General features: G+C 42.7%; 21 protein-coding genes and 1 pseudogene. 10 read left to right on the top strand and 12 right to left on the bottom strand.

What is annotated here, in order from left to right:
• The first annotated feature begins 342 nt into the window (after nt 1-342).
• From HWQ38_RS22720 to HWQ38_RS22695, 6 genes and pseudogenes are all read left to right on the top strand, one after another.
• The gene (locus HWQ38_RS22720) at nt 343-717 is read left to right on the top strand and encodes a hypothetical protein (protein WP_292798077.1); all 375 of its coding nucleotides are present in this window, start codon (nt 343-345) and stop codon (nt 715-717) included.
• Nucleotides 718-902: 185 nt separating this feature from the next.
• Complete coding sequence (locus HWQ38_RS22715; protein ID WP_292798075.1) at nt 903-1,178, top strand: type II toxin-antitoxin system Phd/YefM family antitoxin; 276 nt, start codon at nt 903-905, stop codon at nt 1,176-1,178.
• Nucleotides 1,150-1,380, top strand: a complete 231-nt coding sequence (locus HWQ38_RS22710) for a type II toxin-antitoxin system YoeB family toxin (RefSeq protein ID WP_292798109.1) — start codon at nt 1,150-1,152, stop codon at nt 1,378-1,380. The genes HWQ38_RS22715 and HWQ38_RS22710 overlap by 29 nt, the downstream gene beginning before the upstream one ends.
• A gap of 112 nt (nt 1,381-1,492) precedes the next feature.
• Nucleotides 1,493-1,744 (top strand): annotated as a pseudogene (locus tag HWQ38_RS22705) (UPF0175 family protein).
• Nucleotides 1,737-2,222 (top strand): DUF3368 domain-containing protein, encoded by a 486-nt coding sequence (locus tag HWQ38_RS22700; protein WP_292798072.1) that lies wholly within the window; start codon nt 1,737-1,739, stop codon nt 2,220-2,222. Before HWQ38_RS22705 ends, HWQ38_RS22700 begins: the two are co-directional and overlap by 8 nt.
• A 10-nt stretch (nt 2,223-2,232) precedes the next feature.
• Nucleotides 2,233-2,484, top strand: coding sequence for a Txe/YoeB family addiction module toxin (locus HWQ38_RS22695; protein WP_292798069.1), 252 nt, complete (start codon nt 2,233-2,235; stop codon nt 2,482-2,484).
• Between the two features lie 83 nt (nt 2,485-2,567).
• Here HWQ38_RS22695 and HWQ38_RS22690 read toward each other — a convergent pair whose 3' ends face one another.
• The 3 genes from HWQ38_RS22690 to HWQ38_RS22680 form a co-directional block, all read right to left on the bottom strand.
• On the bottom strand, nt 2,568-5,096 hold the full coding sequence (locus tag HWQ38_RS22690; protein ID WP_292798067.1) for a mannose-1-phosphate guanyltransferase: 2,529 nt from the start codon (nt 5,094-5,096) through the stop codon (nt 2,568-2,570).
• Between the two features lie 533 nt (nt 5,097-5,629).
• Nucleotides 5,630-7,315, bottom strand: a complete 1,686-nt coding sequence (locus HWQ38_RS22685; RefSeq protein WP_292798107.1) for a glycosyltransferase — start codon at nt 7,313-7,315, stop codon at nt 5,630-5,632.
• Between the two features lie 276 nt (nt 7,316-7,591).
• Nucleotides 7,592-8,830: a glycosyltransferase gene (locus HWQ38_RS22680; protein ID WP_292798064.1), complete on the bottom strand. Its 1,239-nt coding sequence runs from the start codon at nt 8,828-8,830 to the stop codon at nt 7,592-7,594.
• A gap of 482 nt (nt 8,831-9,312) precedes the next feature.
• Between HWQ38_RS22680 and HWQ38_RS22675 the strand changes: the two genes are divergently transcribed.
• Nucleotides 9,313-9,789, top strand: a complete 477-nt coding sequence (locus tag HWQ38_RS22675; protein ID WP_292798104.1) for a hypothetical protein — start codon at nt 9,313-9,315, stop codon at nt 9,787-9,789.
• A gap of 397 nt (nt 9,790-10,186) precedes the next feature.
• Nucleotides 10,187-10,849, top strand: coding sequence for a DUF1361 domain-containing protein (locus HWQ38_RS22670; protein ID WP_292798062.1), 663 nt, complete (start codon nt 10,187-10,189; stop codon nt 10,847-10,849).
• 92 nt (nt 10,850-10,941) lie between these two features.
• Here the strand turns inward: HWQ38_RS22670 and dnaB are convergent, their stop codons facing one another.
• From dnaB to HWQ38_RS22650, 4 genes are all read right to left on the bottom strand, one after another.
• Nucleotides 10,942-12,009, bottom strand: coding sequence for a replicative DNA helicase (gene dnaB, locus HWQ38_RS22665; protein WP_292798059.1), 1,068 nt, complete (start codon nt 12,007-12,009; stop codon nt 10,942-10,944).
• Between the two features lie 9 nt (nt 12,010-12,018).
• Nucleotides 12,019-12,474 (bottom strand): HNH endonuclease signature motif containing protein, encoded by a 456-nt coding sequence (locus HWQ38_RS22660; RefSeq protein ID WP_292798056.1) that lies wholly within the window; start codon nt 12,472-12,474, stop codon nt 12,019-12,021.
• A gap of 14 nt (nt 12,475-12,488) precedes the next feature.
• Nucleotides 12,489-12,965 carry a hypothetical protein gene (locus HWQ38_RS22655; protein WP_292798053.1) on the bottom strand — a complete coding sequence of 159 codons (477 nt, stop codon included), beginning with the start codon at nt 12,963-12,965 and terminating at the stop codon, nt 12,489-12,491.
• A gap of 168 nt (nt 12,966-13,133) precedes the next feature.
• The gene (locus HWQ38_RS22650; RefSeq protein WP_292798050.1) at nt 13,134-15,479 is read right to left on the bottom strand and encodes a putative PEP-binding protein; all 2,346 of its coding nucleotides are present in this window, start codon (nt 15,477-15,479) and stop codon (nt 13,134-13,136) included.
• A 247-nt stretch (nt 15,480-15,726) separates the two neighbouring features.
• Here HWQ38_RS22650 and HWQ38_RS22645 point away from each other — a divergent pair, with 247 nt between their 5' ends.
• A complete protein-coding gene (locus HWQ38_RS22645) occupies nt 15,727-16,185 on the top strand; it encodes an MgtC/SapB family protein (protein ID WP_292798047.1) in 459 nt (152 codons plus the stop codon).
• Between the two features lie 239 nt (nt 16,186-16,424).
• Here the strand turns inward: HWQ38_RS22645 and HWQ38_RS40560 are convergent, their stop codons facing one another.
• The 5 genes from HWQ38_RS40560 to HWQ38_RS22625 form a co-directional block, all read right to left on the bottom strand.
• On the bottom strand, nt 16,425-16,646 hold the full coding sequence (locus HWQ38_RS40560) for an acyltransferase family protein (protein WP_366933335.1): 222 nt from the start codon (nt 16,644-16,646) through the stop codon (nt 16,425-16,427).
• Nucleotides 16,640-17,542 (bottom strand): acyltransferase, encoded by a 903-nt coding sequence (locus tag HWQ38_RS22640; protein ID WP_292798045.1) that lies wholly within the window; start codon nt 17,540-17,542, stop codon nt 16,640-16,642. Before HWQ38_RS22640 ends, HWQ38_RS40560 begins: the two co-directional genes overlap by 7 nt.
• A 182-nt stretch (nt 17,543-17,724) precedes the next feature.
• Nucleotides 17,725-18,852, bottom strand: coding sequence for a DNA replication/repair protein RecF (gene recF, locus HWQ38_RS22635; protein ID WP_292798042.1), 1,128 nt, complete (start codon nt 18,850-18,852; stop codon nt 17,725-17,727).
• On the bottom strand, nt 18,794-19,039 hold the full coding sequence (locus tag HWQ38_RS22630) for a hypothetical protein (protein WP_292798039.1): 246 nt from the start codon (nt 19,037-19,039) through the stop codon (nt 18,794-18,796). The genes recF and HWQ38_RS22630 overlap by 59 nt, the downstream gene beginning before the upstream one ends.
• A 14-nt stretch (nt 19,040-19,053) precedes the next feature.
• Nucleotides 19,054-21,912: a cation-translocating P-type ATPase gene (locus tag HWQ38_RS22625; protein WP_292798036.1), complete on the bottom strand. Its 2,859-nt coding sequence runs from the start codon at nt 21,910-21,912 to the stop codon at nt 19,054-19,056.
• Nucleotides 21,913-22,171: 259 nt separating this feature from the next.
• Here HWQ38_RS22625 and HWQ38_RS22620 point away from each other — a divergent pair, with 259 nt between their 5' ends.
• Nucleotides 22,172-23,842 (top strand): transglutaminase family protein, encoded by a 1,671-nt coding sequence (locus tag HWQ38_RS22620; protein WP_292798034.1) that lies wholly within the window; start codon nt 22,172-22,174, stop codon nt 23,840-23,842.
• The last annotated feature ends 22 nt before the right edge of the window (nt 23,843-23,864 follow it).

The following is a 23,864-nucleotide window of genomic DNA, read 5'->3' as shown; positions in this document are numbered from 1 at the left end:
CAGCTTTTGGTGAGTTTCTGAACAGTTAACTAATTAGTTCCAAAAAATGGCGTTGCTGAATCAGGATATCAAGAGCTACTGCAAAGGCAGCACGTTGCCCAGAGGTATCTCAGGGTTGGCTTTCGACCATCAAAGACATAGTACAGAATTTTATCAGTTCATAGCGAAGCAAAACTCAGCGCCCCTCTGCGTTTAAAAAAGCTACAAATTTCGGAAATGCTGTAATAGTGAATAGTTGAGTACATGATTATGTAATAGTGATACACCAAATATATTACGATATGGGTAATATGTTTGAGATTCGCTCTGTAGTCAGCAATCAATATTAAGACTATCATCAAAATGACCAACACACAGCGATTAGACAATGTTGAAAATGAACTAGAAACTGTAAAACAATTACTCGTGTCTACAGCCAGTTATGCCGAATCATCCAACAGTAGGCTAGACCGACTTGTTGAACGCCAAGACTTGACTCAAAGACAGCTTGATGGATTAGCTCTAAGCGTTCAATCTATGGGTGAAAAAATTGATAGATTCATCGATAAAACAGATGATTTTATCGATAAAACAGATGATTTTATCGAGACTACAAAAGCCCGAAATGCAGTATTAGACGGGGTAATACTTGAATTACGAGATAATCAAGTCTCAACTAATGCTGCTGTAGAAAGGTTGGAGAGAATTTTAGAACAATTGCTTAAGCCAAAGGAATAACATTAAGGCTTAGTCAATTTCATCCGGTGACGTTGGATATCTATATCAATAAGCCCGAAGATATCCTATCAGACTTATTAATAATTATTTTTATTTAACTAAAGTAAACTTTTGTGAAGTATTTGCAGGATGCAAATTCAAGAAAACGCTAGACTTGTACAATAAACAGTACAGGTTAGTGCAAGATGAAAGTTATTTCTTTTAGCGAGGCGAGAAATAGCCTGAAGACGGTTTTAGATCGGGTGACGGAAGATGCCGACTATACGATCATCACCAGACGAGATGCAGATGATGCGGTGGTGATGTCGCTGGAGTTTTTCAATAGTCTGATGGAGACTGTGCATTTACTGAAGTCTCCGACAAATGCAACCCATTTGGAACGTTCTATTGCTCAATTTAAGCAAGGGAAAGCCGTGGAACGAGATTTGCCCAATGACTGGAATGCTGGCATGGACGGATGAGGCTTGGGCTGATTATCTTTACTGGCAAAGGCAAGACAAGCGCCTCACCAATTCTACACATGAAAAATTTCCCAATTTAGGTAACTGGTTCATTGATATCTGTTTTTCGGTGTTTCTACTGGGCTCTTCATTGCCCATGCCCATAGAAAAAAAGGCGGTTTTCAGATATTGCTTGGAAGATTCGCCAACAACTTCAGGGTGATATGCGAAGCATTCACTGGGGTATCGAAATTCCCAATTTCCGGCATTCTGGCAGGATTGATAACTGATATTATTAATGCAGCGAGAAACCGCAGCAATTTAGGACATAAATTATGTCATCAGTCACGATTAACCTGCCAGAAGAAGTATTTAGCGCCCGTCGCCTGAGTCCAGAAGAATTTGTGCGTGATATGCGCCTTGCTGCTGCTATCTACTGGTATCAAAAGCAGGAAATCTCAATGGAAAAAGCAGCTTCAGTTGCTGGGTTAAACCGCTGAGACTTTCTAGCCGTCCTAGCCCGTGAACAAGTGGATGTCTTTGCTGTTGACTTTGATGATTTGCAGCGCGAGTTAAACCGTGGCTGAACTTCCTGTTATCAACACACCCCCACTAATTTTTTTGACCAAGGGCGGCTTTCTTGATTTGTTACTCCTAATGGGATCATCAATTATTGTTCCTGATGCTGTAGCCGCAGAAATTCAGGCGTATGGGGAAATAGATGTAACAGTAGTGGCGCTGAATAATACTGATTGGTTGGTTGTACAAGAAACACCACCAGTCGCGAATGTGATTCAAAACTGGGATTTAGGTCAAGGTGAGTCAGCTGTACTGACCTGGGGTTATGTAAATCCTGGAACTGAAGTAATTCTAGATGATTTAGCAGCCCGTCGTTGTGCCGCCACTTTGGGAATTCCGGTACGGGGGACATTAGGCATTGTTATTACTGCCAAACAACGAGGCGTAATTCCTACTGCACGTCCAGTTTTAGAACAATTGCGCCTGTGTGGAATGTATTTATCTGACCGTGTGATCAATCAATCATTGGCATTGGTAGGGGAATAGATTGACTAGAATGCTGGCATGGACGGATGAGGCTTGGGCTGATTATCTTTACTGGCAAGGGCAAAACAAGAAGACACTCAAAAGAATCAATAAACTGATTGAGGAGACGATGCGGATGCCTTTTGAGGGTATAGGTAAGCCAGAATCTCTACGGGAAAATTTAGCTGGATTTTGGTCACGGCGAATTGATGATACAAATCGTTTAGTTTATGCGGTGGAAGATGCCTATCTAACGATTATTTCTTGTCGATACCATTATTAAAATAATTCGTAATTCGTAATTAAAGAATTCAATTACGAATTACGTTAGCGTAGCGGTAGCGAGTCCGCGAGCGTCATTACAAATTACACTTCGGCGGGTTGATATTCTTGTTGTCTTTCCACAAACGTTTGCACACGGCTGCGGTAGTTTCTGATCGTCTCATCTACCCAATCGCGATCGTTGCTATTTGCATACAAATGCACCAGTGGTTCGCTGGCATCTGGTAAAACTAACAGCCAACTGTCATCATAGGGTTGACAAATTTTCACTCCATCGATGAGTTCTAAGTTTTGGGCTGGATGAGTTTCTACCAAGTAACGCATCAAAGCACCCTTGGCTGTCCACGGGCAGCGTACTGTATAAGTTTTGTGAATTACACGGGGCAATTCTGACCGCGCAGTAGCAAGCGATCGCTCTTGTATAGTCAACATCTCAATTATCTTCGCAATGCAGAACATGGAATCAAATCCCGGATGCAGTTGCGGGAAAATAAAACCAGTCTCTCCACTACCTCCCAATACCACATTTTGATTTGTCTGACAAGCCTCCATTAAAGCTGTAGGGTTGGCTTTGGTGCGAATCACTTTGCCATCGTGGCGGCGGGCAACTTGTTCAATAGCACTGGAAGCATGAACTGGTACTACTACCGTTCCTCTGGGGTTAGCCGTGAGAATCATGTCTACCATCAGTGCTGTTAACATTTCCCCACGAATTGGGAAGCCTGATTCATCAACTAAAATCAGCTGTTCCCCATTCGCCGATACTTGTACACCAAAGTTAGCTTTCAATGCTTCCACTACATGACCTAACTGAGTCAGCAGTCCTTCGCGGTCAGTGATTGACATCGCCGTTTTATTCACACTGGCATTCAGCACCACTGCATCCGCGCCAAATTTATCCAACATTTGGGGTAAAACTGCCCCCGATACGGCATAAACATAGTCAATTACCACTTTTGCCCGACTGTTGCAGAGTGTGGCAACATGCAACAGTTTCTCAAAAGCAGTGCAGTAACGCTCAATCACTTGGCTGGGATAAGAGACATCGCCAATTTCATGAATTAGCGCCCGCCGCATATCCTCCTTAAAGTAAGCCCCTTCAATTTTCTTCTCCAGGGCTTTGGAGATATTAATCCCCTTAGCATCCATGAATTCAATCAGAATGTAGTCGGGGCGATCGGGGTGTACCCGCACATGGATACCACCAGCTACCGACATTGTGGGTATAACTGTGCGGGCGATGGGGATAGCTGTAGCATCAAGGTTTTGAATATCAACACCTACTGACATCAAACCAGCAATCAGCGATCGCGTCACCATTCGAGAGACATTACGCTGATCACGGGAAACCGTTACTTTAGAAGCAGGTTTTAAGGTAGAACCGTAAGCGGCTCCCAATTTCACGGCGAATTCTGGGGTGATGTCGATATTAGCTAATCCTTGCACACCACGTTGCCCAAATAAATTCCGTTGGGCGGTGTTTCCCCAAATCAAGTTAATGTTTAAAATCGCCCCTGACTCAATCTTTTTACTAGGCCAAACGCGCACACCAGGGCTAATTTGGGCTTCTTCTCCTACGGTGGAAAGCGAACCCACAACAGCAGCTTCTAATACTTGAGCTCGGCGGTCTACACGAGTGCCACGGGAAATTACACAGGCAGAAAGAGCTGCTTCGTCGCCAATGATTGCCCCATTCCAGACTATCGGGCGTTTGAGATTAGCATCAGCACCAATAGTAACATTATCCCCAATTACGGTTCCTGCCTCAATTTGTACTCTTGCCCCGATGCGGCAATTGTCACCAATCACTGCTGGGGCTTCAATCACAGCCGTCTGATCGATGTAAGTATTTTGACCTACCCATAAATTTGGGGAAACTTCTTTATAGGCACAATCTAGTTGCACTTTCCGATCTAAAGCATCATACTGAGCCTCGCGGTAGGCATCTAAATGACCAACATCACACCAGTAACCTTGAGCAATGTAACCATACATCGGCTCCTCTTTTGCTAGTAGTAAGGGGAATAAGTCTTTGGAAAAGTCGCATTCAATGTTAGCTGGCAGATATTCCAAAACTTCTGGTTCGAGAATGTAAGTGCCAGTGTTGACGGTATCGGAAAAAATTTCACTACTAGAGGGTTTTTCTAAAAATCGATTAATCCCTCCTTGTGTGTCGGTAATCACCACTCCAAATTCAATCGGGTTGGGAACCCTGGTTAAAATCAAAGTAGCTTTTGACTTTTTTTGTTTGTGAAATGCGATCGCAGCTGTGAGATCAAAATCTGTGATGCTATCGCCGCTAATCACTAAAAAGGTTTCATCAAGAAGTTCGGCAATGTTTTTCACACAGCCTGCTGTACCTAAAGGCTGATCTTCTTCGACGGCATAGGTCATCTGAACCCCAAAATCGCTGCCATCTTGAAAGTAGTCTCGCAAGACATCAGGTAAATAATGTAATGTCGCAACAACTTCTGTAATTTGATGTCGTTTGAGGAGATTGATAATATGTTCGGCAATTGGTCGATTTAGAATCGGCACCATCGGTTTGGGCAAATCGCAAGTTAACGGGCGAAGCCGCGTTCCCGAACCGCCTGCCATCAGTACTGCACGCATAAATCCTCCTTAGCTATTTACAGCCTTCGCTGCTTGAAAACGCGTCAGATATATTTTGTTCTTCTTTCTCTAGTCTCCTATGGATATCGATATTTGAGGAACTTCCACAAGATGCATCTGCGGTTGACACTCCCCAGCGTTCACGCAGGAGGATTCTGTAATCTACATTAGTTATTTGCTATACCAGAGTTTTCCCAAGTAGAGGTTCCAACTTCAGAGAGCGTTAGTTTGGGATTGCCTATCGGTGAAAATTTATGATAAAGCGTCTTTTGTCAATCAGTTAAAATACTCCAAATATCAGATATTCCCATCAAAAAATTTGTAAAATATGCCAGCAAAAAATCAGTTATTATTCATCTTTGAAAAGGTTGTAATGCTTTCTTTCAAAAAAAATTCAAAACTGGGAGTTTTTCTACCATGTATTTTAGTCAGTTTAGAAATAGCAGTCGCATTCAATCATCCATTTTCCCAGAGTTGAATTTGACTGCTCAACAGATTTTTGAGTCGAGTAGTGTGTAGTATTTATCAGAAAACTAACTCTGCTGACAATGATAAAGTTTATATTCGTAGCCATTCACCCTTGACAAAGATTTAGTATCAGAGACGCATGTTTTGAGGGTTTCTGCTACGGGGGCGTGAAAGTTTACCAGCCACAAGTCAAAAGGTCGTGGTAATTTATTTAAAGTATTTTCTAGAGCAATGGTGGAAGTATTCGGATCTTTATCTTGATGGGCAAGGAGAAACAGAGGTTTTTGGGGTGAATTGGCAAGTTTAAACTCCCTAGCTACCCCCATCATTTCTCCAGTGTGTACATAAGTTTTGTGGGTAGTGGCAATCAGTACTGGCACTGGGGATATTTGTTGGATTAGTTGCACAAACAAGTCAGGGCGATAATATTTTTGATAGCCGAGATTGCAGAATACTGTAACTGCACTGAAAAATCCCATTAACCAAATTAACATCACGGCTTTTTTACCGTTTATTCCCCATCTGCCTATGCTTTTTATCCCATTTTTTCTTCCTTTCCATTCCTTGGGAGGATGCCAACAAACTGCAAGACTTGCCGCTAATAAAATAACGATCGCCGGAAAGTAAACAAAGTTATAACGAGCGCCTCTGGTGAGATCGATACCGAGAAAGTACGTAAAGATAAAGAATAAAGCGATCGCACTGCTAACCACTCCCATAAACACCTGAATCATAATCCGGCTTTCTGGTTGCTGTAGTTGAATCTTGATCCCACGCAGCAAAATTGGTACTGCCCAAATAAAGAAAATCAGCATCACCAGTCCCGAAGGAATCACAACCAATACCTGCGAAGATTCAACTGGTAACAAGGAAATCATTGCAATCAATGTTCCTAAAGCTTGAAAAATTGGGCTCAACCAATCTAGTCCGACGCGCGAACCTTGAATCCACTCGGTTAAATTACTCCGATTTCTATTCTCTAAAAAGATTGGTAGCCAAATTAAACCCGCCACAAAAGTACCGATGATAACGGCATAGATGCGCCGCCACGAAGGAGAGAAAAGGAGAGAAAATTTCCTGCTAGTCTGCAATTGAAGCCAAGCCAGAAAAATCAAAACTACTGCTTCTGTACACAGGGTGAGGCTGAAAAAGTAATGAGTAGCAAGTCCCAAAGCATTAATTACCACCCAGGAAATTCCTACCCAGATAGGTAAAGGTGTGCGGTTTTGGATATGGCGTGTGGCAATTACTAAGCAGGTGAGGGAAGCAGTTACCCATAAGGCTGCCAAACTGTAATGGCGTGCTTCTTGTGCTAAAAAAATGGCATAGGGTGATACTGCCATCATGGCAGCAGCCAAGTGTCCCACTAATGGCGAACGAAACGCTACCTTACCTAATACGTAAACACATGGGATGGAGGCAGCACCGATTAAAGCTGGTAGCGATCGCGCCGCAAACAGCGATACTAATCCTCCTTCGCTGGGAAATAATTTCATCCACAGGTAAGCCAGCACAAAATATAGTGGTGGATGGGTATCTTGTGTAACTAAGTTATGAATCACATCACCAACACTAGCTGCTGGATTTAGTTGCAGTGGTGACAGCAGAATATCAGGTGCGATCGCTTCATCTAGGGGTACTGATAAAAAAGTATTCCCCAAGCTAAATACCAAGGTGCAAAACTCATCAGTCCAAGGAGGCTTTGCAGTCAAGTTGGCTAGGCGCAAGCTGATACCGATGATCAACCACATCAAGTTCAGCAAGGGGTGAACCCAAAAAGGAGGGACGCGATGCCAATTATGCCAATGTTTGTGTTGTGAGCCAGAGTTTGCATCTGCCAAAGGTAGGAAATGGGTAGCATAGACAGCTAACAAGGAGATAATTTTTCTGTAAAAATAAAATGCACCTGGGAAAAGAACTCTCATTGCCAGCCCTCAGAGGAATGGATTTGTAGATTTGATGTTTGAGATTTAAGTTGGTTCTAAAATCTAAAGGCAAAAATCTAAATCTCAAATCCCTGGTTGTGATTATTTAACGTCAGTGACGCGCCAGCTGAGTTTCAAATTAATCCAGAAATTCCAGATGGTAGCAACTGCGATCGCGATCAACTTAGCTAAATACTGATTTACCCCCAAAACATTATAGAGAAAGTTAATTATTAGAGCTTGTAATATAACTCCTGCCAAACAGATCGCACTGAACTTTAAGAATCGCTTGAAACGTTGATGCGGATCACGTTGTCGCTGAGAAATATCACTAAAAGTCCATAAATCATTCCATAGGAAATTATTTATAATTGCCACTCCCGCCGAAAGAATCGTACTGCGAGTTAAACCTAAATGAATCACAGTACGCAGCAAGTAAAACACCGTTAAATCCACAAACACACCACTAAAGCCAACTAACCCAAAACGCAGAAATCGACCAATAGGGAAATTGACTTTTCTACTAATTCGTCCGACTCGCCCTGTGGAAAGCCGCAACCGTACTAAGTGGTGAATGTAATCTATATATTGCTTCCATGTGACTTTACTCTCACCCTCTTTGCGTTCGCAGAACACATACCCAACTTCGGCAAGTTGGTCTACATTTCCCCGCCCGATTACCTCTAAAAGAATTTTGTATCCGACTGGATTGAGTCTTGCATTGGCGATCGCACTCCGGCGCACCATAAAATAACCACTCATGGGGTCGGAAACTCTGCCCAGTACCCCCGGTAAAATCACCAAGCCTAACAACTGAGCGCCACGAGACAAGAAACGCCTGACAACACTCCAGCTACTAACCCCACCTCCGTCTACATGACGGCTGGCTACTGCCAAATCTGCTCCCTGCTCAACACTACCCAACAGTTGCATCAGCACCTCTGGCGGATGCTGCAAATCTCCATCAATCACCCCCAACACATTCCCCGTCGCTGCTTGCCACCCACGAATTACGGCTGAAGATAGCCCCCGTTCCTGTTGGCGTCGCATCACTCGCAACTGGGGGTATTCTGGCATCAAGGATTGTGCTATTTCCCAAGTTCGGTCTGGGCTATCATCGTCTACCACAATCAGTTCATAATTTCCTGGAATAGATTCATCCAGTAACCGACTCAATATGCTGACTACATTCTGGATGTTGTCACGCTCTTTATAAGTAGGAATCACTAGAGAAAGATGGATAGATTCACCATTTGTACCCACACCATTAGGTGGCAACTCTGAAATCTTTAGTGGACCAGTTGGTACTGTTAACAGCGAGTTGGATGAGTTCATCTTCATAATTTCACATTACAGAACGAGGATGTGTAAAGGCTGGAGGAAATATAGCCAAATAAATGCTTGCCTTATTGACTAAACTGGTTACTCAAAGCTTTATGAATACTGTTGTTACAGTTAGCTGTTCTGAAAAGTTTAGTAATTCCTGCACCTAAATTCAAAATCTTTTCCTAAACTTTAAATTTAATCACTTATTTTTATGGTATGCACTGAGGCTTACATAATTTTTTTATAAAAACAATTAATACTATACCATGAAGTCAGCAAATATACAGTTTATTATCAAGACTATGTGACTTGGAACTATTAGTTGAGCTAATGTGCCAATCTAAAATCATTCATGAGAAAATAGAGAAATAAATACAAAGTAGTGATTGGGACTAAGTGCCTAGTGTTCAGTGCTGGCTCCCCAACTCATTGCTCCTGCTGAATTCTGCTGTAATATTGGATACTATATTCTTGGTTTTATTGCTGTTGGGGTGTTAATGTCTGTTTTACATAAATATACTGTTCTTGCTCCTGTGAGCCTGAGCATTGCTTTGCTGATTACTAGTTGCAGCGAAAATAAAGTTTCTCAGTGCCAGCGACTGATTAGAGTTGTGAATTCGGGAACTTCTTTGATTGATAAAAATAAAGGAACACAAGTGATCACCAGCATACAGCTGTCTAAAGATTTGGAATTTGTGACTAAATCGATTCGGGAACTGAAGTTAACAGACCCCAAGCTGAAAGAATTTCAAAGCAGTTTTGTGAAAATTTTTCAGAATCTCAGTGAAGCGATCGCTAAGGCAGCTAGGGCGCTTGGTGCAACTAAGATAGCAGAAGCCTCAGCATCTGGTAGAGAAAAAATCCAAAAGGCTAGAACCGAAATTGACTCAGCACTGACAACAGCTACAACTATTGGCAAGCAGTCGGATACATTAACGAATGAAATGAATAAATATTGTAGCCAGCCAAAATAATCCAATTTGCGTGTAGTTTTGCGTAAGTCCTATAATAGCTAGGATCGGGGCAACATTCCCATAAAAAAAGTCCACAGAAAGTTATTTAGCGGCGTTTTATGTCGCTCAGACTTTCTTTCTGTGGTAGATTTTACCCTGATGATTTTCTGGCTATACTAGTGATTTAAGCCGATTGATTGATAAATTTGATCCCCCAGTATGAAAGACATAAAAACTCTAAATTTCCGACAACATATATCAGTGTGCATTTGCTTTTAAGTGACACCAAAGCCTTGTCTGGTCTGAGAGTAAATAAATTTCCTTGGGGGTACAAAAATTTTCTCAGTCAATCACTGAGGTTAACACTAATATTACAGAGTGAATCTAGATCAATCAAACGTCTTCTGAGTTAGCACCTATGAAAGAAGAATTGATAGCCAGAGTTGTGCAAGTCTTGCGAATTAATATGAGTTGGATGACTTGGAATTTATTTCTGGCTTTTATACCTTTAGCTTTGAGTGTGTGGTTATTTCGCTTTCGGCGTGGTGGCTCTTGGCTTTGGTGGCTAGGATTCTTAGTTTTCTATGCTTTCTTACCGAATGCACCATATTTGTTGACTGATGTAATTCACCTCATAGACGATATCCGCAAGATTCAATCGATATGGATGATTACTTTGGTACTTATTCCTGTGTATTTGTTAGTAATTTTCGGTGGATTTGAAGCTTATGTAATCTCGTTAATTAATTGGGGTTACTACTTACATCGCATCGGCAAGAGCCAATGGATTTGGCGCTTTGAGTTTATTACACATTTTCTCTGTGCTGTTGGTGTCTATTGGGGGCGATTTTTGCGTTTCAACAGTTGGGATTTTATTACTCAACCCGATGCCGTACTGACTAAAGGGGTAGAAGAAATTCTTGGCAAACAGCCCCTAGTGATTATTACTATCACTTTTGTGGTACTTGCAGGTTTGTATTGGATTATGAAACGAATAACTTTAGGTTTAGTCAGCCAACCAAAAAATGCATATTCTATCAAGACCCAATCGGCTGATCATAAGACCCCAAATCCTCGATGACTGAAGGCTTTTGATCAAAATCTTGACTTTCTATTATTTTATAGAACACAAGGTAAATTACTACACCCCCTATAGACGTGTAGCTTAATGCTTTAAAACTTCATGTTCTTGAAGCAAGCAAAGTGTGTGTTGAACAAAAGCTTAATTGTTCCTGTGGGCCCATTGCGGTGTTTAGCTAGAATGACTTCTGCAATACCTCGATCGGGAGTATCAGGAGAGTAATATTCATCGCGGTAAAGCATGATTACTAAATCAGCATCTTCCTCAATAGAACCTGACTCTTTTAAATCTGACAACATTGGTCGTTTATTAGTTCGAGATTCAACACTTCGGTTAAGTTGAGATAATACAATTACAGGAACATTGAGTTCTTTGGCTAGTCCTTTTAGAGAACGTGTAATCTTTGCTAACTCCCGCGCACGATTTTCATCATTATCTCCTGTCAATAGCTGTATATAATCAATCACAATTAACCCTAAAGAACTTTCGTGCTCGATCATAACTTGGCGGGCTTTAGACTGAATTTTACCAACACTAAGATTTGGACGGTCATCAATATAAATTGGAAGTTCTGCCAAGTTGGATATTGCACGTGATAGGGGTTCCCATTGACTTTTAGTAATGCGACCTGTCCGCAAGTAACTACTTTCAATTTGTGCTTCTGCTGACAATAAGCGTGAGACAACTTGCTCTTTTGACATCTCTAAACTAAAGATGCAAACTGGTAGTTTATAATGGCTAGCGACATTGGAAGCAATATCTAAGCAGAAGGCAGACTTGCCCATTGACGTCCGTCCAGCCACAATAATTAAATCAGAGCGCTGAAATCCGCTAGTCATTAAATCCAAGTCATAAAATCCACAAGCAATGCCAGGTAATGTTATACCTATATGTCTCTCTTCTAGATTTTGAAAGGTCTCGATTAAAGCATCTGATATATGAATTAATTTATTTGTGTCACTTTTGTTAGCGATTACCTGAATAGATGCCTGTATAGTATCGATTAATTCGATAATAGGTCGCTGGTAGTTTCGATTAAGCCGTGTAATTTTAGCAGGTAACTGTTGAATTTGTCGGCGCAAATATAATTCATATAGTTCTTTTGCATAACTTTCTGTATTCTGTAAGTTAGGGCAAGAACTAACCCAATTATTTAGCAATTTTTCAGCTTATTCTGCTTCCAAAACTTTACACTGGGCTAAATAGCCAGCTATGATTATCGAATCAATCGCTTTTTCCTCACTAGCTCTATAACATAAGTAATTAAAAACTTCTCTTCTCAAACTAGATGTAAAAATATCAGGAGGAAAATCAGACAAGCTTTTAATGAAAGCAGGATTTTGCTGGAGTAAAGCTCCAAGTAGTCTTTCTTCCAATCTTTGGTCTGTAAGCCTCTGAACCTCAGCTAATGAATCATGATAGAGTTGATGATGATCAGAACACAGCACTACTAAATCTTCTAAATGCTCCCGTTCATTACCGAGATTATCGTAGGAATTATGATGAACATCCAAATCATTTACTGCTCCACAAATTTGACATTTACGCCCGGATCGTTGTAATGCAAGTTTTCGGACTTCCTGCCAATCCTGAGAATCTATATATTCGTAGTAGTTTAGCGACATAAAATATTTATTTATCAAGTGGTTGCGTAGTTAAGTACTCGTTCCCATTCCCAACGCCATGCAGTCTCTATCAGCAATTCTTTACTGTTAGTGAATACAATGTACTCTTTTCCTCGGTCATAAGCAATATTTGCAACAGTTTGATTACGCAGATCATAACCCCAAATCTTAGCAGCACTCTCATACCATCTTTGCCCTTGAGATTGCAATTGGGGCAAACCAAGCCATTCATCACGCCATTTTTTTGGTTTCCACTGTTCGTTAAGTGCGCGGATTAATACAGCGCTAGGATATTCCATTGGTTTTTCTTGCTGCTGCAACCAAATCCAATAAGCAATGACGGCTTTTAAAGCATCTTCGAGTCCAAAACAACATACTTCTAAGATATCCTGCACGTCTTCTCTGCCAAAATCTACACCAATTGCAGATAATGCATATTCGTATTGCTTGAATATCTCGTACTCTATTGAGTCTTCCTCCCGAAACCCCATACTTAACCAACCTCCCAACAATTGACCTCATAATTCTTCTGGAGACACCTATTTCTCCATCTAAAAAATAGTCTATACAATGGGTAATTTAGCAGTGATAACTTAATATTATAACTCCTAACTTCTCACCGGAGGCGGAGCGTCTCCGGCTTTGCTTCTAACTTCTAACTAATACAGTTTTCGTCGTGCTGCTGCTAAAATTAAGCGTTGTTCAGCACGAGCGATCGCTTGATATGTTCGCTCGACTGCTTCCGGTTCAACAGAAATTGAAGTTATGCCCCATTCCACTAACTTATCAATAATTTCTGGATAGAGGGCTGGTGCTTCACCGCAGATGGAACAAGGTATGCCAGCACTTTTAGCCATTTGGATGAGTTGAGCGATCGCACTCATAACTGCCGGATGACGTTCATTAAATACTTTTGCTAGATGTCCTTGTTCTCGATCGACTCCTAGCAGTAATTGGGTTAGGTCGTTTGTGCCAATAGAAATTCCCGCTGCACCTGCTTTAACATATTCTGGCAATAAAAATAGTACGCTTGGCACTTCTGCCATCATCCACAATTGAAACTGTGACACCTCAGTTAAAAGAGCTTGCTCAACTTTACGACGGCAAAAGACAAATTCTTCCACAGTCCGCACAAAGGGCAACATGAGGTTGACATTGCTGTAACCAGCTTGCTGTACACTCGCTAAAGCTTTCAGTTCCAACTCAAATACTACGGGATTTCGTAAATAGCTAAAAGTGCCACGTTCACCCAACATCGACTGTGCTGAAGATTGCAAACTATCACTCAATGCTCTTAAATCTTGCGGCCAATCTAAAGAACGATAAAAAACTGGTCTTGGTGCAAAAGCACGGGCAAACTGCATAATCTGCTCAGACCATAGCTCTAACAATTCTGCCTGACGTCCGCCTAAAATCCAACTATTGGGATGTTGCCCAGACAATATATTTAGTACCATCAATTCTGATCGCAACAATCCCACCCCATCCACAGGTAAGCTTTGCACTTGTTCTATTAAACTCGACTGACTCAAGTTAACCAGCAGTTGGGTAGCAATCATCGGTAGATGAGAAGTAACAGGAGGAGGGAGCGCTTTCGGGTTGGGGCGATGGGGGGAAAGAAGATTTTTTTCTCCCCATCTCTCCATCTCCTCCTTTGAGTCTCCTTTAATCCGATAAACTTCTCCTCTGTCGCCATCAAGCAACAGTCGTTCGCCAGTTTGGATTAAGCTGGTCGCTGATGTTGCATTCACTACTGCTGCAATACTTAATTCTCTGGCAAGAATGGCAGCGTGGCTGGTTAATCCGCCTTGTTCGGTGATAATACCAGCAACTTGTTGCAGTAATGGCAACCAATCAGGTGCGATCGCACTTATTACTAAAATCACTCCCTTGGGTAGTTGTTCGGGTTTATGTTGAGGATTATTAATTACTAGGGCAGTCGCCACAACACGTCCCCCTGCTGCCCCTAGTCCCCGAATGAAGTGTCTGTGGGGAATTACAAATTGGGGAGAACTGACTTGTGTTATGTAGAGCTTGCCAGATGTAGTTTGCCCAGCGATAGTCCATTTCATCGTAAAAGTTTTACCTAGTTCACTCACCAGTTGAGTTCCCAGAGAAATTATTTGTTGTAAGTATTCTTTTTGTAAGGCGTACTGTTTTTGTTGGGCTGACTCAATTAAGTAAGTACTCAGACAAGTATGATCTGGTGTTAGCACTGACTTGGGCATCGCTTGCGAAAAAGCTCCAGGTGCGGGATCATCAACACCATAAGCCAGCATTTTATTGCCCAGTTGTTGCTCAAACACAACCCCAGTTTCTTGTTGAATGTAGTAGACATCTGGCTGGACTTCACCTTGAGCGATCGCAATTCCTAATCCCCAAGTAGCTTCAATTTCCCACCCAGAGGAGTTGGCTTTAAGTAAACCACTGGCGATCGCATTTTCAACAGGTTGCACCAAAACGGCGAGATTAATTTGTTGGAGGTCAATTCCGGCTCGCTGCCAATATAGGAGACTTCTAGCCCGAAACATCTGGCTCCAGGTACGTTTTAACGCTTTTGCGATCGCTTCGGGTTCGCACTGGCAAAATACCGACTCCAACAAGCCAGATATATTCTTCATACCTGGGGTAGCAGTTGATACTGCCAAGGTTGGTCGAAGAATCAAACAGCCAGTTTGCCATTTTCTAGCTGCTTGGAAAATTGTACTTACCCATTGCTGTGGCACAGTTGCAGTCAGAATTTCTTGGCGCAAGCGACCAGCTACCTGCTGAAGTTGACGCCAATTAGCTACATCTAGGTGTAACGAAGAATGGGGTAAGTCAGCCACTAATGACTCTGAACTATTGAGATTTTCGAGAAATTGTCGCAAAATTTCTGCCGAAACGACAAAACCAGGCACCACCGGATAGCCACGTTGCATAATTCTGCTCAAGTAAAATGCTTTGTCACCTACTTTGGCACGGTCTTGTAGTTTAATTTCGTCTAGCCAGTAGAGTTTGTCCACTCAATTTATTAGCGGGATCATATTTAATTATTGAGTGTATGGGTTAAATCTCGCAATCTCAAGTAAAATTTTATACATCAAATATTTTAAATAGACAAAAAACAAAAAACTATCTAATAAACTTAAAATTCATGTCGTTTGCCCAGATTATGATCATTAACAAACCCCAAGTCTCATTAATTTAAATCGTAGCTGGATTTCCGCCGTGCTGTGCTAGTATATAAAACTGTCTATACCAGACTAAGCATTGCCAAACACTTACTACCTTGCAACTAATGATTGGCTAAACATCACCCTCAGGCTATGCTTTGCATTGCTTATTGGAGCAATTATCGGCTTAGAACGCCAAATTAGGCACAAACCAGCGGGTTTAAGAACTCATGTGCTAGTGAGTTTAGGTTCAGCGATTTTTACTCTCATAATTATCCAAACGGGTGAGTTACAGTCCAGTCATGATGCACTTAGCCGCGTGATTCAGGGGATTGCAGCCGGTGTGGGATTTCTTGGTGCTGGAGAGATTGTACGCCAATCTTCTCAGCAATCACAGCAACTTGAAATTCACGGACTGACATCAGCAGCAGCTATTTGGGTTTCGGCTGCTTTGGGAATTGCTGCCGGCTGTGGTTTGTGGCAGTTAGGATTAATTGGTGTTCTGCTGACTTTTCTGGTTCTGAACGTTTTTAGAAGGTTAGAAAAACGTGATTAGTTATTAGTCATTAGTACCAATGACCAATGACTTTTGACGGCAGGACTAAAGCGGCGGGGCGGTGGTCAGTGAGCGCGGCCGTTGTGCTATCCCTCTACAGACACCTGGGGATGCAGTTTACCGCCGCTTTTTATAAATTTTTAATCACCTGATTTTTTTGCTAATAACGCTTGTAAATCAGCGCCTTTTTAGGGAATTAAATAGCCCTGCTCTCAGCAAAGACTATCTTTTTTGCCATATTATGCCCGGGAAAACTTTTTGCGTAGCCGTCCCAATGGCAACTCTATAAACTTGTGAATCATATAGGCTAATCCAAAAGAAATTAATAGAGCAATTCCGGCTTGGAGAACTTTATCTAATTGGGGGAAATACTTCCAAACACCGAAAAGAACAGTGTAATGGACAAGGTACAAAGAGTAAGATAGGGCACCAAGAAAACGCATCCACTTTAAATTTAGCACTGCGAATAATCCCCAACTGGGAAAGCGAATAGCGGTAATAAAGACTGGGTATAAGGCAATTCCCTGTATAGTATAACGAATGGTTTGTCGAACTCAGGTGAGCGAGATAGGCATGAAAAAAGAATCAAGATTATTCCGGCAGGCAGAAAGAAATACTTCCAGAGTTTATTAGAGTAATCTTGTTGTGTATCCAGCATTGGATTATTATTGACTGCCAATGCACAACCAAAGAGAATACTATCTATCCGGGTATCTGTTGAACAAAATATACGTAGTTCAGGTACTTGAAAACCATAAACTAGAATACACCGCCAAAGTAAGACCGTTAAACATAATCCCCAAAAAATGAGCATTTGTCTGCGTGAACTCACACGCAGTTTACGTAGAGCTAGATAAAGCAGTGGAAAAAGTAAATAGAAGTGTTCTTCAACAGCGAGAGACCAATATACCCAACTACCGGCGACGAATCCATCGCCAAAAAAAATTCCATAGTAGTTGGTATAGTGCAGAGACTGAGCCAAGAAGGCTGGTAGAAGAATTTTTCCCGGAAGTAATCCTAAGATAGTTAAGCCAGCTCCTAACCCCAAAACTAGATAAAATGACGGCCAAATACGCAGGATTCGTCTTAGATAGAAGAGTTTAAAATCAATAGTCTCATAGCGATCGCACTCTTGCCTGAGAAGAGTTGTAATTAAGTAACCACTGAGAAAGAAAAATACTGTTACACCGAAACTTCCCGGAAAAGCGTTCGCAAGTCCTGTATGGGATAAAAAAACAACTATGAAAGCAAGAATTCTCATTCCATCTAGGGATGGTATATACATCTTTGAGTGTGCGTTTACACCTAACGAAGCCTGTGGATTGGTTCCAGGCGAAGATGTTAAGGATTTTTCCACAAATCTTTGCTCCTTGACGGTGCGACAGAATAGTTTGTATTAGATAATACTGCCGAAAAAATTCTATTCTGATGTCAGCAACCTGTCAAGCAAATAATAATAGTACTTACAGCCTCCAAACAGGAATTGTTTATATTAGCGCCCAAGCACCTGGAGGAAAAGCAGGAGGTTTTCAACCGAAATTATGATAAATGTCGAATTATTTCTCCTGCTTTCACAAACAAAATTTGGGAGGATTTCAACCACTGGGAATCAAAAGAACCTAAGTGAGTGGTAGTAATCAGAGTTTGGAAACGGTCTTGAATAGCATCAAGCAATTGATTTTGGCGGGATAAATCGAGTTCGGCAAGAACATCATCAAGTAATAGTAATGGTGGCTCTTTGACGACTTCTTCAATTAATTGTAATTCTGCTAATTTTAAGGCTAGAACCAGCGTTCGTTGTTGACCTTGAGAACCGTATTGACGCGCCGGTGTCTGGTTAATAGTTAATTCTATTTCGTCTCGATGGGGACCGACCAGGGTAGTTCCTTGGTGGATTTCGGCGATCGCTCGTTGCTGAATTTTGGCTAAAAAAGCTTGCTCAACTTGTTCTGGATGGTTATCCTCTAAAGGAATATTAGGCACATATTTGATTTGCAAATGTTCTGTACTACCACTGATACTGGCGTGCCAAGCGGTAGCAATGGGAGCTAGTCGTTGGATGGCGCGATCGCGTCGTCTAATTACTCTGGTTCCTGTGGTGGCTAACTGTGCATCCCACACAGCGAGTTCTGAGTCTAGAGACGTTGCATATAACGTCTCTATATGGCGTTTCAAAAAAGCATTGCGCTGGCGTAACACATGGTTATACTGCTGGAAAATATGAGCATAAACTGGTTCGAGTTGAATTAAGAGTGTATCTAACCAGTTGCGGCGACCTTCCGGGCCGCCGCGTACTAATTCTAAATCCAAGCTGGAAAATTGGACTGCATTCAGAACGCCGAGAAAATCCATTTGACGGCGGATAGATTCGCCATTGAGAGCAACACTACGGCGACCATTGCGGCGCAGGGTTAAAGTCAGGTCACTAACGCCTGTTTGTCGCTCAAGGGTAGCATTAATTTGGGCTACGGCTTCCCCTTCTTGAACTAAATCGCGATCGCGGCTGATTCGGTGCGATCGCAATGTCGCCAGCAACTCCACCGCCTCCAACAAATTCGACTTTCCCTGAGCGTTATTACCTACCAGAATTGTTTTAGCAGCAGTAAACTCAACCTTTTGGTCTTGATAATTGCGAAATTGTCGGAGGTTTAGAGTATTCAGGTACATAGTCAGGGTTGGGCATGGGGCATTGGGGATTGGGCATTGGAGAGGAGGAAGACAAAGAAGAAGCAGCAGAGCAGAGGGGTAGAGGAGAATAATTAATAACCAATACTTCTCTACGAGAGGCTACGCCAACGGCAACGCTACTTCGATGTCGCTCAGTACAAGTCAGTACAAGTGCCCCATGCCCCATGCCCTATGCCCAATTTACACAGCCTTCTTGCCCATAATCCGCAAAAATATCTTCTCTGCTTCAATCCAGACAAACATTAAAGCACTGAAGCCAATACAAACCCCCAATTCTTGCATATTCAGGTAGTGAGTACCAAAGAACTCTCGCAGGGGTGGGACGTAAACTAGCATTAGCTGCAAAATTGTGGTGACAACAACAGCTGCTAGTACAAAGATATTCGAGAAGGGATTCATCTCGATAGTCAGTCGGTTGTTGGAACGAATAGCGATCGCATGACCCATTTGGGCAATACACAAGGTAGTAAATACCATTGTTTTCCAAGCGTCGCGATCGCCCTGATAACTTGGGGCATGGGTATGTTGATAAGCCCACCACATCAAGGCAATGGTGATAATCGCAAATATTATCCCAATGCGAATTATATAAGAACCCAATCCCCTAGCGAAAATACTTTCGCGGGGACTAAAAGGCGGACGTTGCATCACATCCGGTTCTGGAGGTTCTACAGCTAATGCCAAGGCTGGTAAACCGTCTGTTACCAAGTTCATCCAGAGAATTTGTAAGGGAGTCAGGGGAACGCCTCCCAAACCAATTAGGGGTGCAGCAGCAATTGTGAGAACTTCACCAATGTTACTGCCCAAAATGTATTTAATAAAGCGGCGGATATTAGTGTAAACAACTCTGCCTTCCCTGGTGGCGCTGACAATGGTAGCGAAGTTGTCATCAAGTAACACCATATCGCTAGCTTCTTTACTGACATCAGTGCCGGTAATACCCATTGCAATGCCGATGTCAGCTTGTTTGAGGGCTGGGGCATCGTTAACACCATCGCCTGTCATCGCTACAAATCTACCCCGGCGTTGCAGTGCTTGGACAATTCGCAATTTGTGTTCTGGGGAAACCCTGGCATAGATGCTTACTAAGTCAACGTTTTGCTCTAATTCCTGGTCACTCATCCGTTGCAATTCTTGACCTGTGAGGACGCGATCGCCTTCTTGGGCAATTCCTAAATCGGTAGCGATCGCTCGTGCTGTTAATTGGTGGTCGCCAGTAATCATTACTGGGCGAATACCTGCATCTCGACATTCTTGCACTGCTGCCCTGACTTCTGGGCGTGGTGCATCTAGCATTCCTACCAATCCCAGCCACACCAAGCTTTGCTCCGATGTTTCATCGGCACGTTCCGGTGGAATCTGTACCAGGGGTTTGTAGGCAAAACCTAGCACCCGCAAACCTTTACTCGCCATTTGGTCATTTTCTGCCAAAATTTTCTGGCGTTGTTCTTCGGTCAAGGGGGTTGAATGATTGCCCAAATGAATCTGAGTCGAACGTGCCAAAATTAACTCTGGAGAACCTTTGGTAAACATTAAGTAAGGTTCAGATTGTAATAAACTGGCGATCGCTGGATCAACGCCTCTGGAAGCCGCTTCCAGACTGGCAACTTTCTGCACCTGAAAAATCACGCTCATCCGCTTACGTTCCGAGGAAAAAGGGAACTCCGCAACGCGAGGTAACTTACTGTTCCACTGGTCTTTTTCGATTCCAGCTTTTCCCCCCAGTGTTAACAATGCCCCCTCTGTGGGATCTCCCAAAATCGCCCATTCTCCTTGTTCTTTTTGCAACACCGAATCATTACAAACGGCACAGGCGACTGACAGCGCTAAGATTTCTGGAGACTCCTCTAGGGAAATTTTTTGACCATCTAACTGAAAGTCCCCTGTGGGAGCATAACCTTCGCCAGTGACGCGAAAAGTTTTGTTATTCGTGTAAACCGATTGCACCACCATTTTATTTTGAGTCAGGGTGCCGGTTTTATCAGAACAGATGGTTGTCACAGAACCCAATGTTTCCACGGCTGGCAGTTTGCGAATCAAGGCGTTTTGGCGCACCATTCGCTGAGTTCCCAGTGCCAGGGTGACGGTAATTACAGCTGGTAAACCTTCTGGCACCACAGCAACCGCCATACTCAAGGAGACTTCCAAAAGTTCTTGGATGTTTTTAAAACCTCCGTCCTTGATCACACCGCCGATGACAACGATCGCCACGAGAATTAAAGAACCCGTAACTAGGACGTTACCCAGTTGAGTCATCCGTTGCTGTAACGGTGTCGGTTCACTTTCCACCGACTGCAACATAGTGGCAATTTTGCCGAGTTCTGTTGTCATGCCGGTGTTAGTTACCAGAACCTTCGCGCGTCCTTGGACTACTTCAGTTCCTTGAAACACGACATTTAAGCGATCGCCTAAATCTGTTTCTGCTGGCAATTGTAGTGATGCCTGTTTATTCACCGCTTCGGCTTCACCCGTTAATGCCGACTCACGCACTTGTAAATTAGACTCTTCTATCAAACGCCCATCTGCGGCTATCTGCATCCCAGCTTCTAGCAGCATGACATCCCCTGGAACTAGTTCCTTGGCTGCTATCTCCACCTGTCTGGTGTCGCGGATCACCCGCACTAAGGGAGAGGTCATTTTTTTCAGGGCTGCCAGGGCTTTTTCGGCACGGCTTTCTTGGACATAGCCGAGTATGCCATTGAGGATGACAATTGCTAAAATAGCGATCGAATCTTTGAATGGTACTTCACCAGGCTTGGAATCGCCAGACTGCAAACGCATCAGGTCTAAAAACCCAGAAATCAGAGCTACGCCAATCAGCATCAACAACATAATGTTCTTGAACTGATCCAGCAGAATTTCCCAAGCACTACGGCCAGCAGTTTCTTGTAATTCGTTGGGGCCGTATTTTTGCAACCTCTGTTGAATTTCTTGGGGTGTTAAGCCACTGTTTGGATTACTTTCGAGCTGGTCTAAGGCTTTATTAACTTCTAAACTATGCCAAACGCCGGCACCTTCAGGCAGAGAATTAGCAGACATTGTGTAGGTCACAGGAAATGGTTACAAAATTCGATCATAATTTAGTGATGGCTGGAAAACCATGTCCTAAAGTTACATTCAGGCGATCGCCCAGTTGTATGAGTGTATAGGTAATTCTTAATATTTGTAAATTTATACTTTTTTGAGATAGTCTTATTTCTCACGAAAGAGTTTTTTGGAACACATCCTACCGATAATTGTCAGTAATAGAGCTTTGAAGCTTTGTTACCGAGCATCATTACACTTCCCACAAGGTTCTATGAGTTTTGCACTCCCCACTTTGACCGCAAGCCAGATGTTTGGGCAAAAAACAATTCGACCGCTTACTGCTGCTACCCTGTGTGGCATTGCTTTCATTAAAGATAAACTGATTGCCATTGACAGTATTAAAGGGCATCTACTGGAGATTGATCCCACCTCTGACAACAGCAAAATTCTCAATCCCCATCAAGTTAAAGAATTTACCGATGCCACTGGTCTAGCGGCTTGGTCAGATACCCTGTGGGTCAGCCGAGAAAATAGTGTTTACTTGTGCAAGCTCAATGATTTGAGTCTGGAACATTTTGTTACATTGCCTTATCCTGCTGACGGCGTTGCCGTTTGGGAAACAACAGTTTATGTTAGTTCCCAAAGGCTGGGCTACATTCTGATTTTTGACCGCGAAACCCGAAAAGAGATTACCAGATTTTATGCCCCAGGCGTTGGGATAGAGAATTTGGCAGTAAGTGAAGAAATGCTGTGGATTTGCGATCGCACTGAACAATCAGTTTATGCAATGGATCGGGCGACAGGAGAACTTCAATTTAGTGTTCTGACACCCTTTGAATGTCCCACAGGCATAGCAATCCATAAAAATGACGAAACAGGCAAAGAAAGTATTTACGTCGCTTACGCCTCAGAAGAGGCTTATATTCGGGATAACCCCAATGCTGATCCCAGTCATGAGCTAACATTCCGCGATCGCACTTTTATCCACCCTTTGTATTATCATTATCAGCCAGATCAGCGCTACGCCCTCTCTAATGGCTATCTGATCGAAATGTCTTATGCAGAGGAAATTGCACCCTTAGACGAGGTTTATTTACCTGATGTCGAGTGGCGCATCGCCCTACCATCCGAAACTGAGCGTCAAAAGGTGAAACACGTTGAATCCATTGGTATACCATTTACCGAAGAAGTCATCGAGGGGCAACGTGTAGCAGTCTTTAAATTTGATTCTCTGGCCCCAGGAGAACGGCATATATTTGGCTGGAAAGCACTTTTGGAAGTTCGAGGAATTAAGTATCGCATCACACCCAGAGATGTGGAAAATATACCGCAACTGCCCCCAGAATTACAAACACGCTACCTAGTGGATGACGACGATTTAGCAATGGATACTCCCATTGTTCGCCGTGCCGCCAGAGAAGCAATTGGTTCTGAAACCAATGTGCTGCGGAAAATGCACACCATCCGCAACTACGTCTACGATAAGTTGTCCTATGGTATTAAACCTTACATTGACACGCCAGATACAGTTTTAGAACGGGGCGTTGGTTCCTGTGGCGAATATGTTGGCGTCTTGCTTGCCCTATCCCGTTTAAATGGCATCCCCTGCCGCACCGTCGGTAGGTACAAATGTCCTGCCCATAGTGACTTACAAGGAGTGCCGCTACAACCCGACTTTAATCATGTTTGGCTGGAGTTTTACGTCCCGAATTTTGGCTGGTTGCCAATGGAATCAAATCCTGACGATATCGGTGAAGGTGGGCCTTATCCCACGCGCTTTTTTATGGGCTTGTGTTGGTATCACATTGAAATTGGCAAAGGTATAACCTTTGAAACTGTTACCAGTCGAGGTGCGCGGCTAACCAAAGAAGATATCCCCATCGGTGATTTGGCAATAAATCATATTCGGTTTACGATTCTTAAAGAATTGCCGCCCTTTTGAATTTCTTCCATTTATCGAAAAA

It is taken from the genome of Nostoc sp. NMS7 (genome assembly GCF_017115085.1).
In the GTDB taxonomy this organism is placed as follows: Bacteria; Cyanobacteriota; Cyanobacteriia; order Cyanobacteriales; family Nostocaceae; genus Nostoc.
This window is presented reverse-complemented; position numbering and strand designations above follow the sequence as displayed.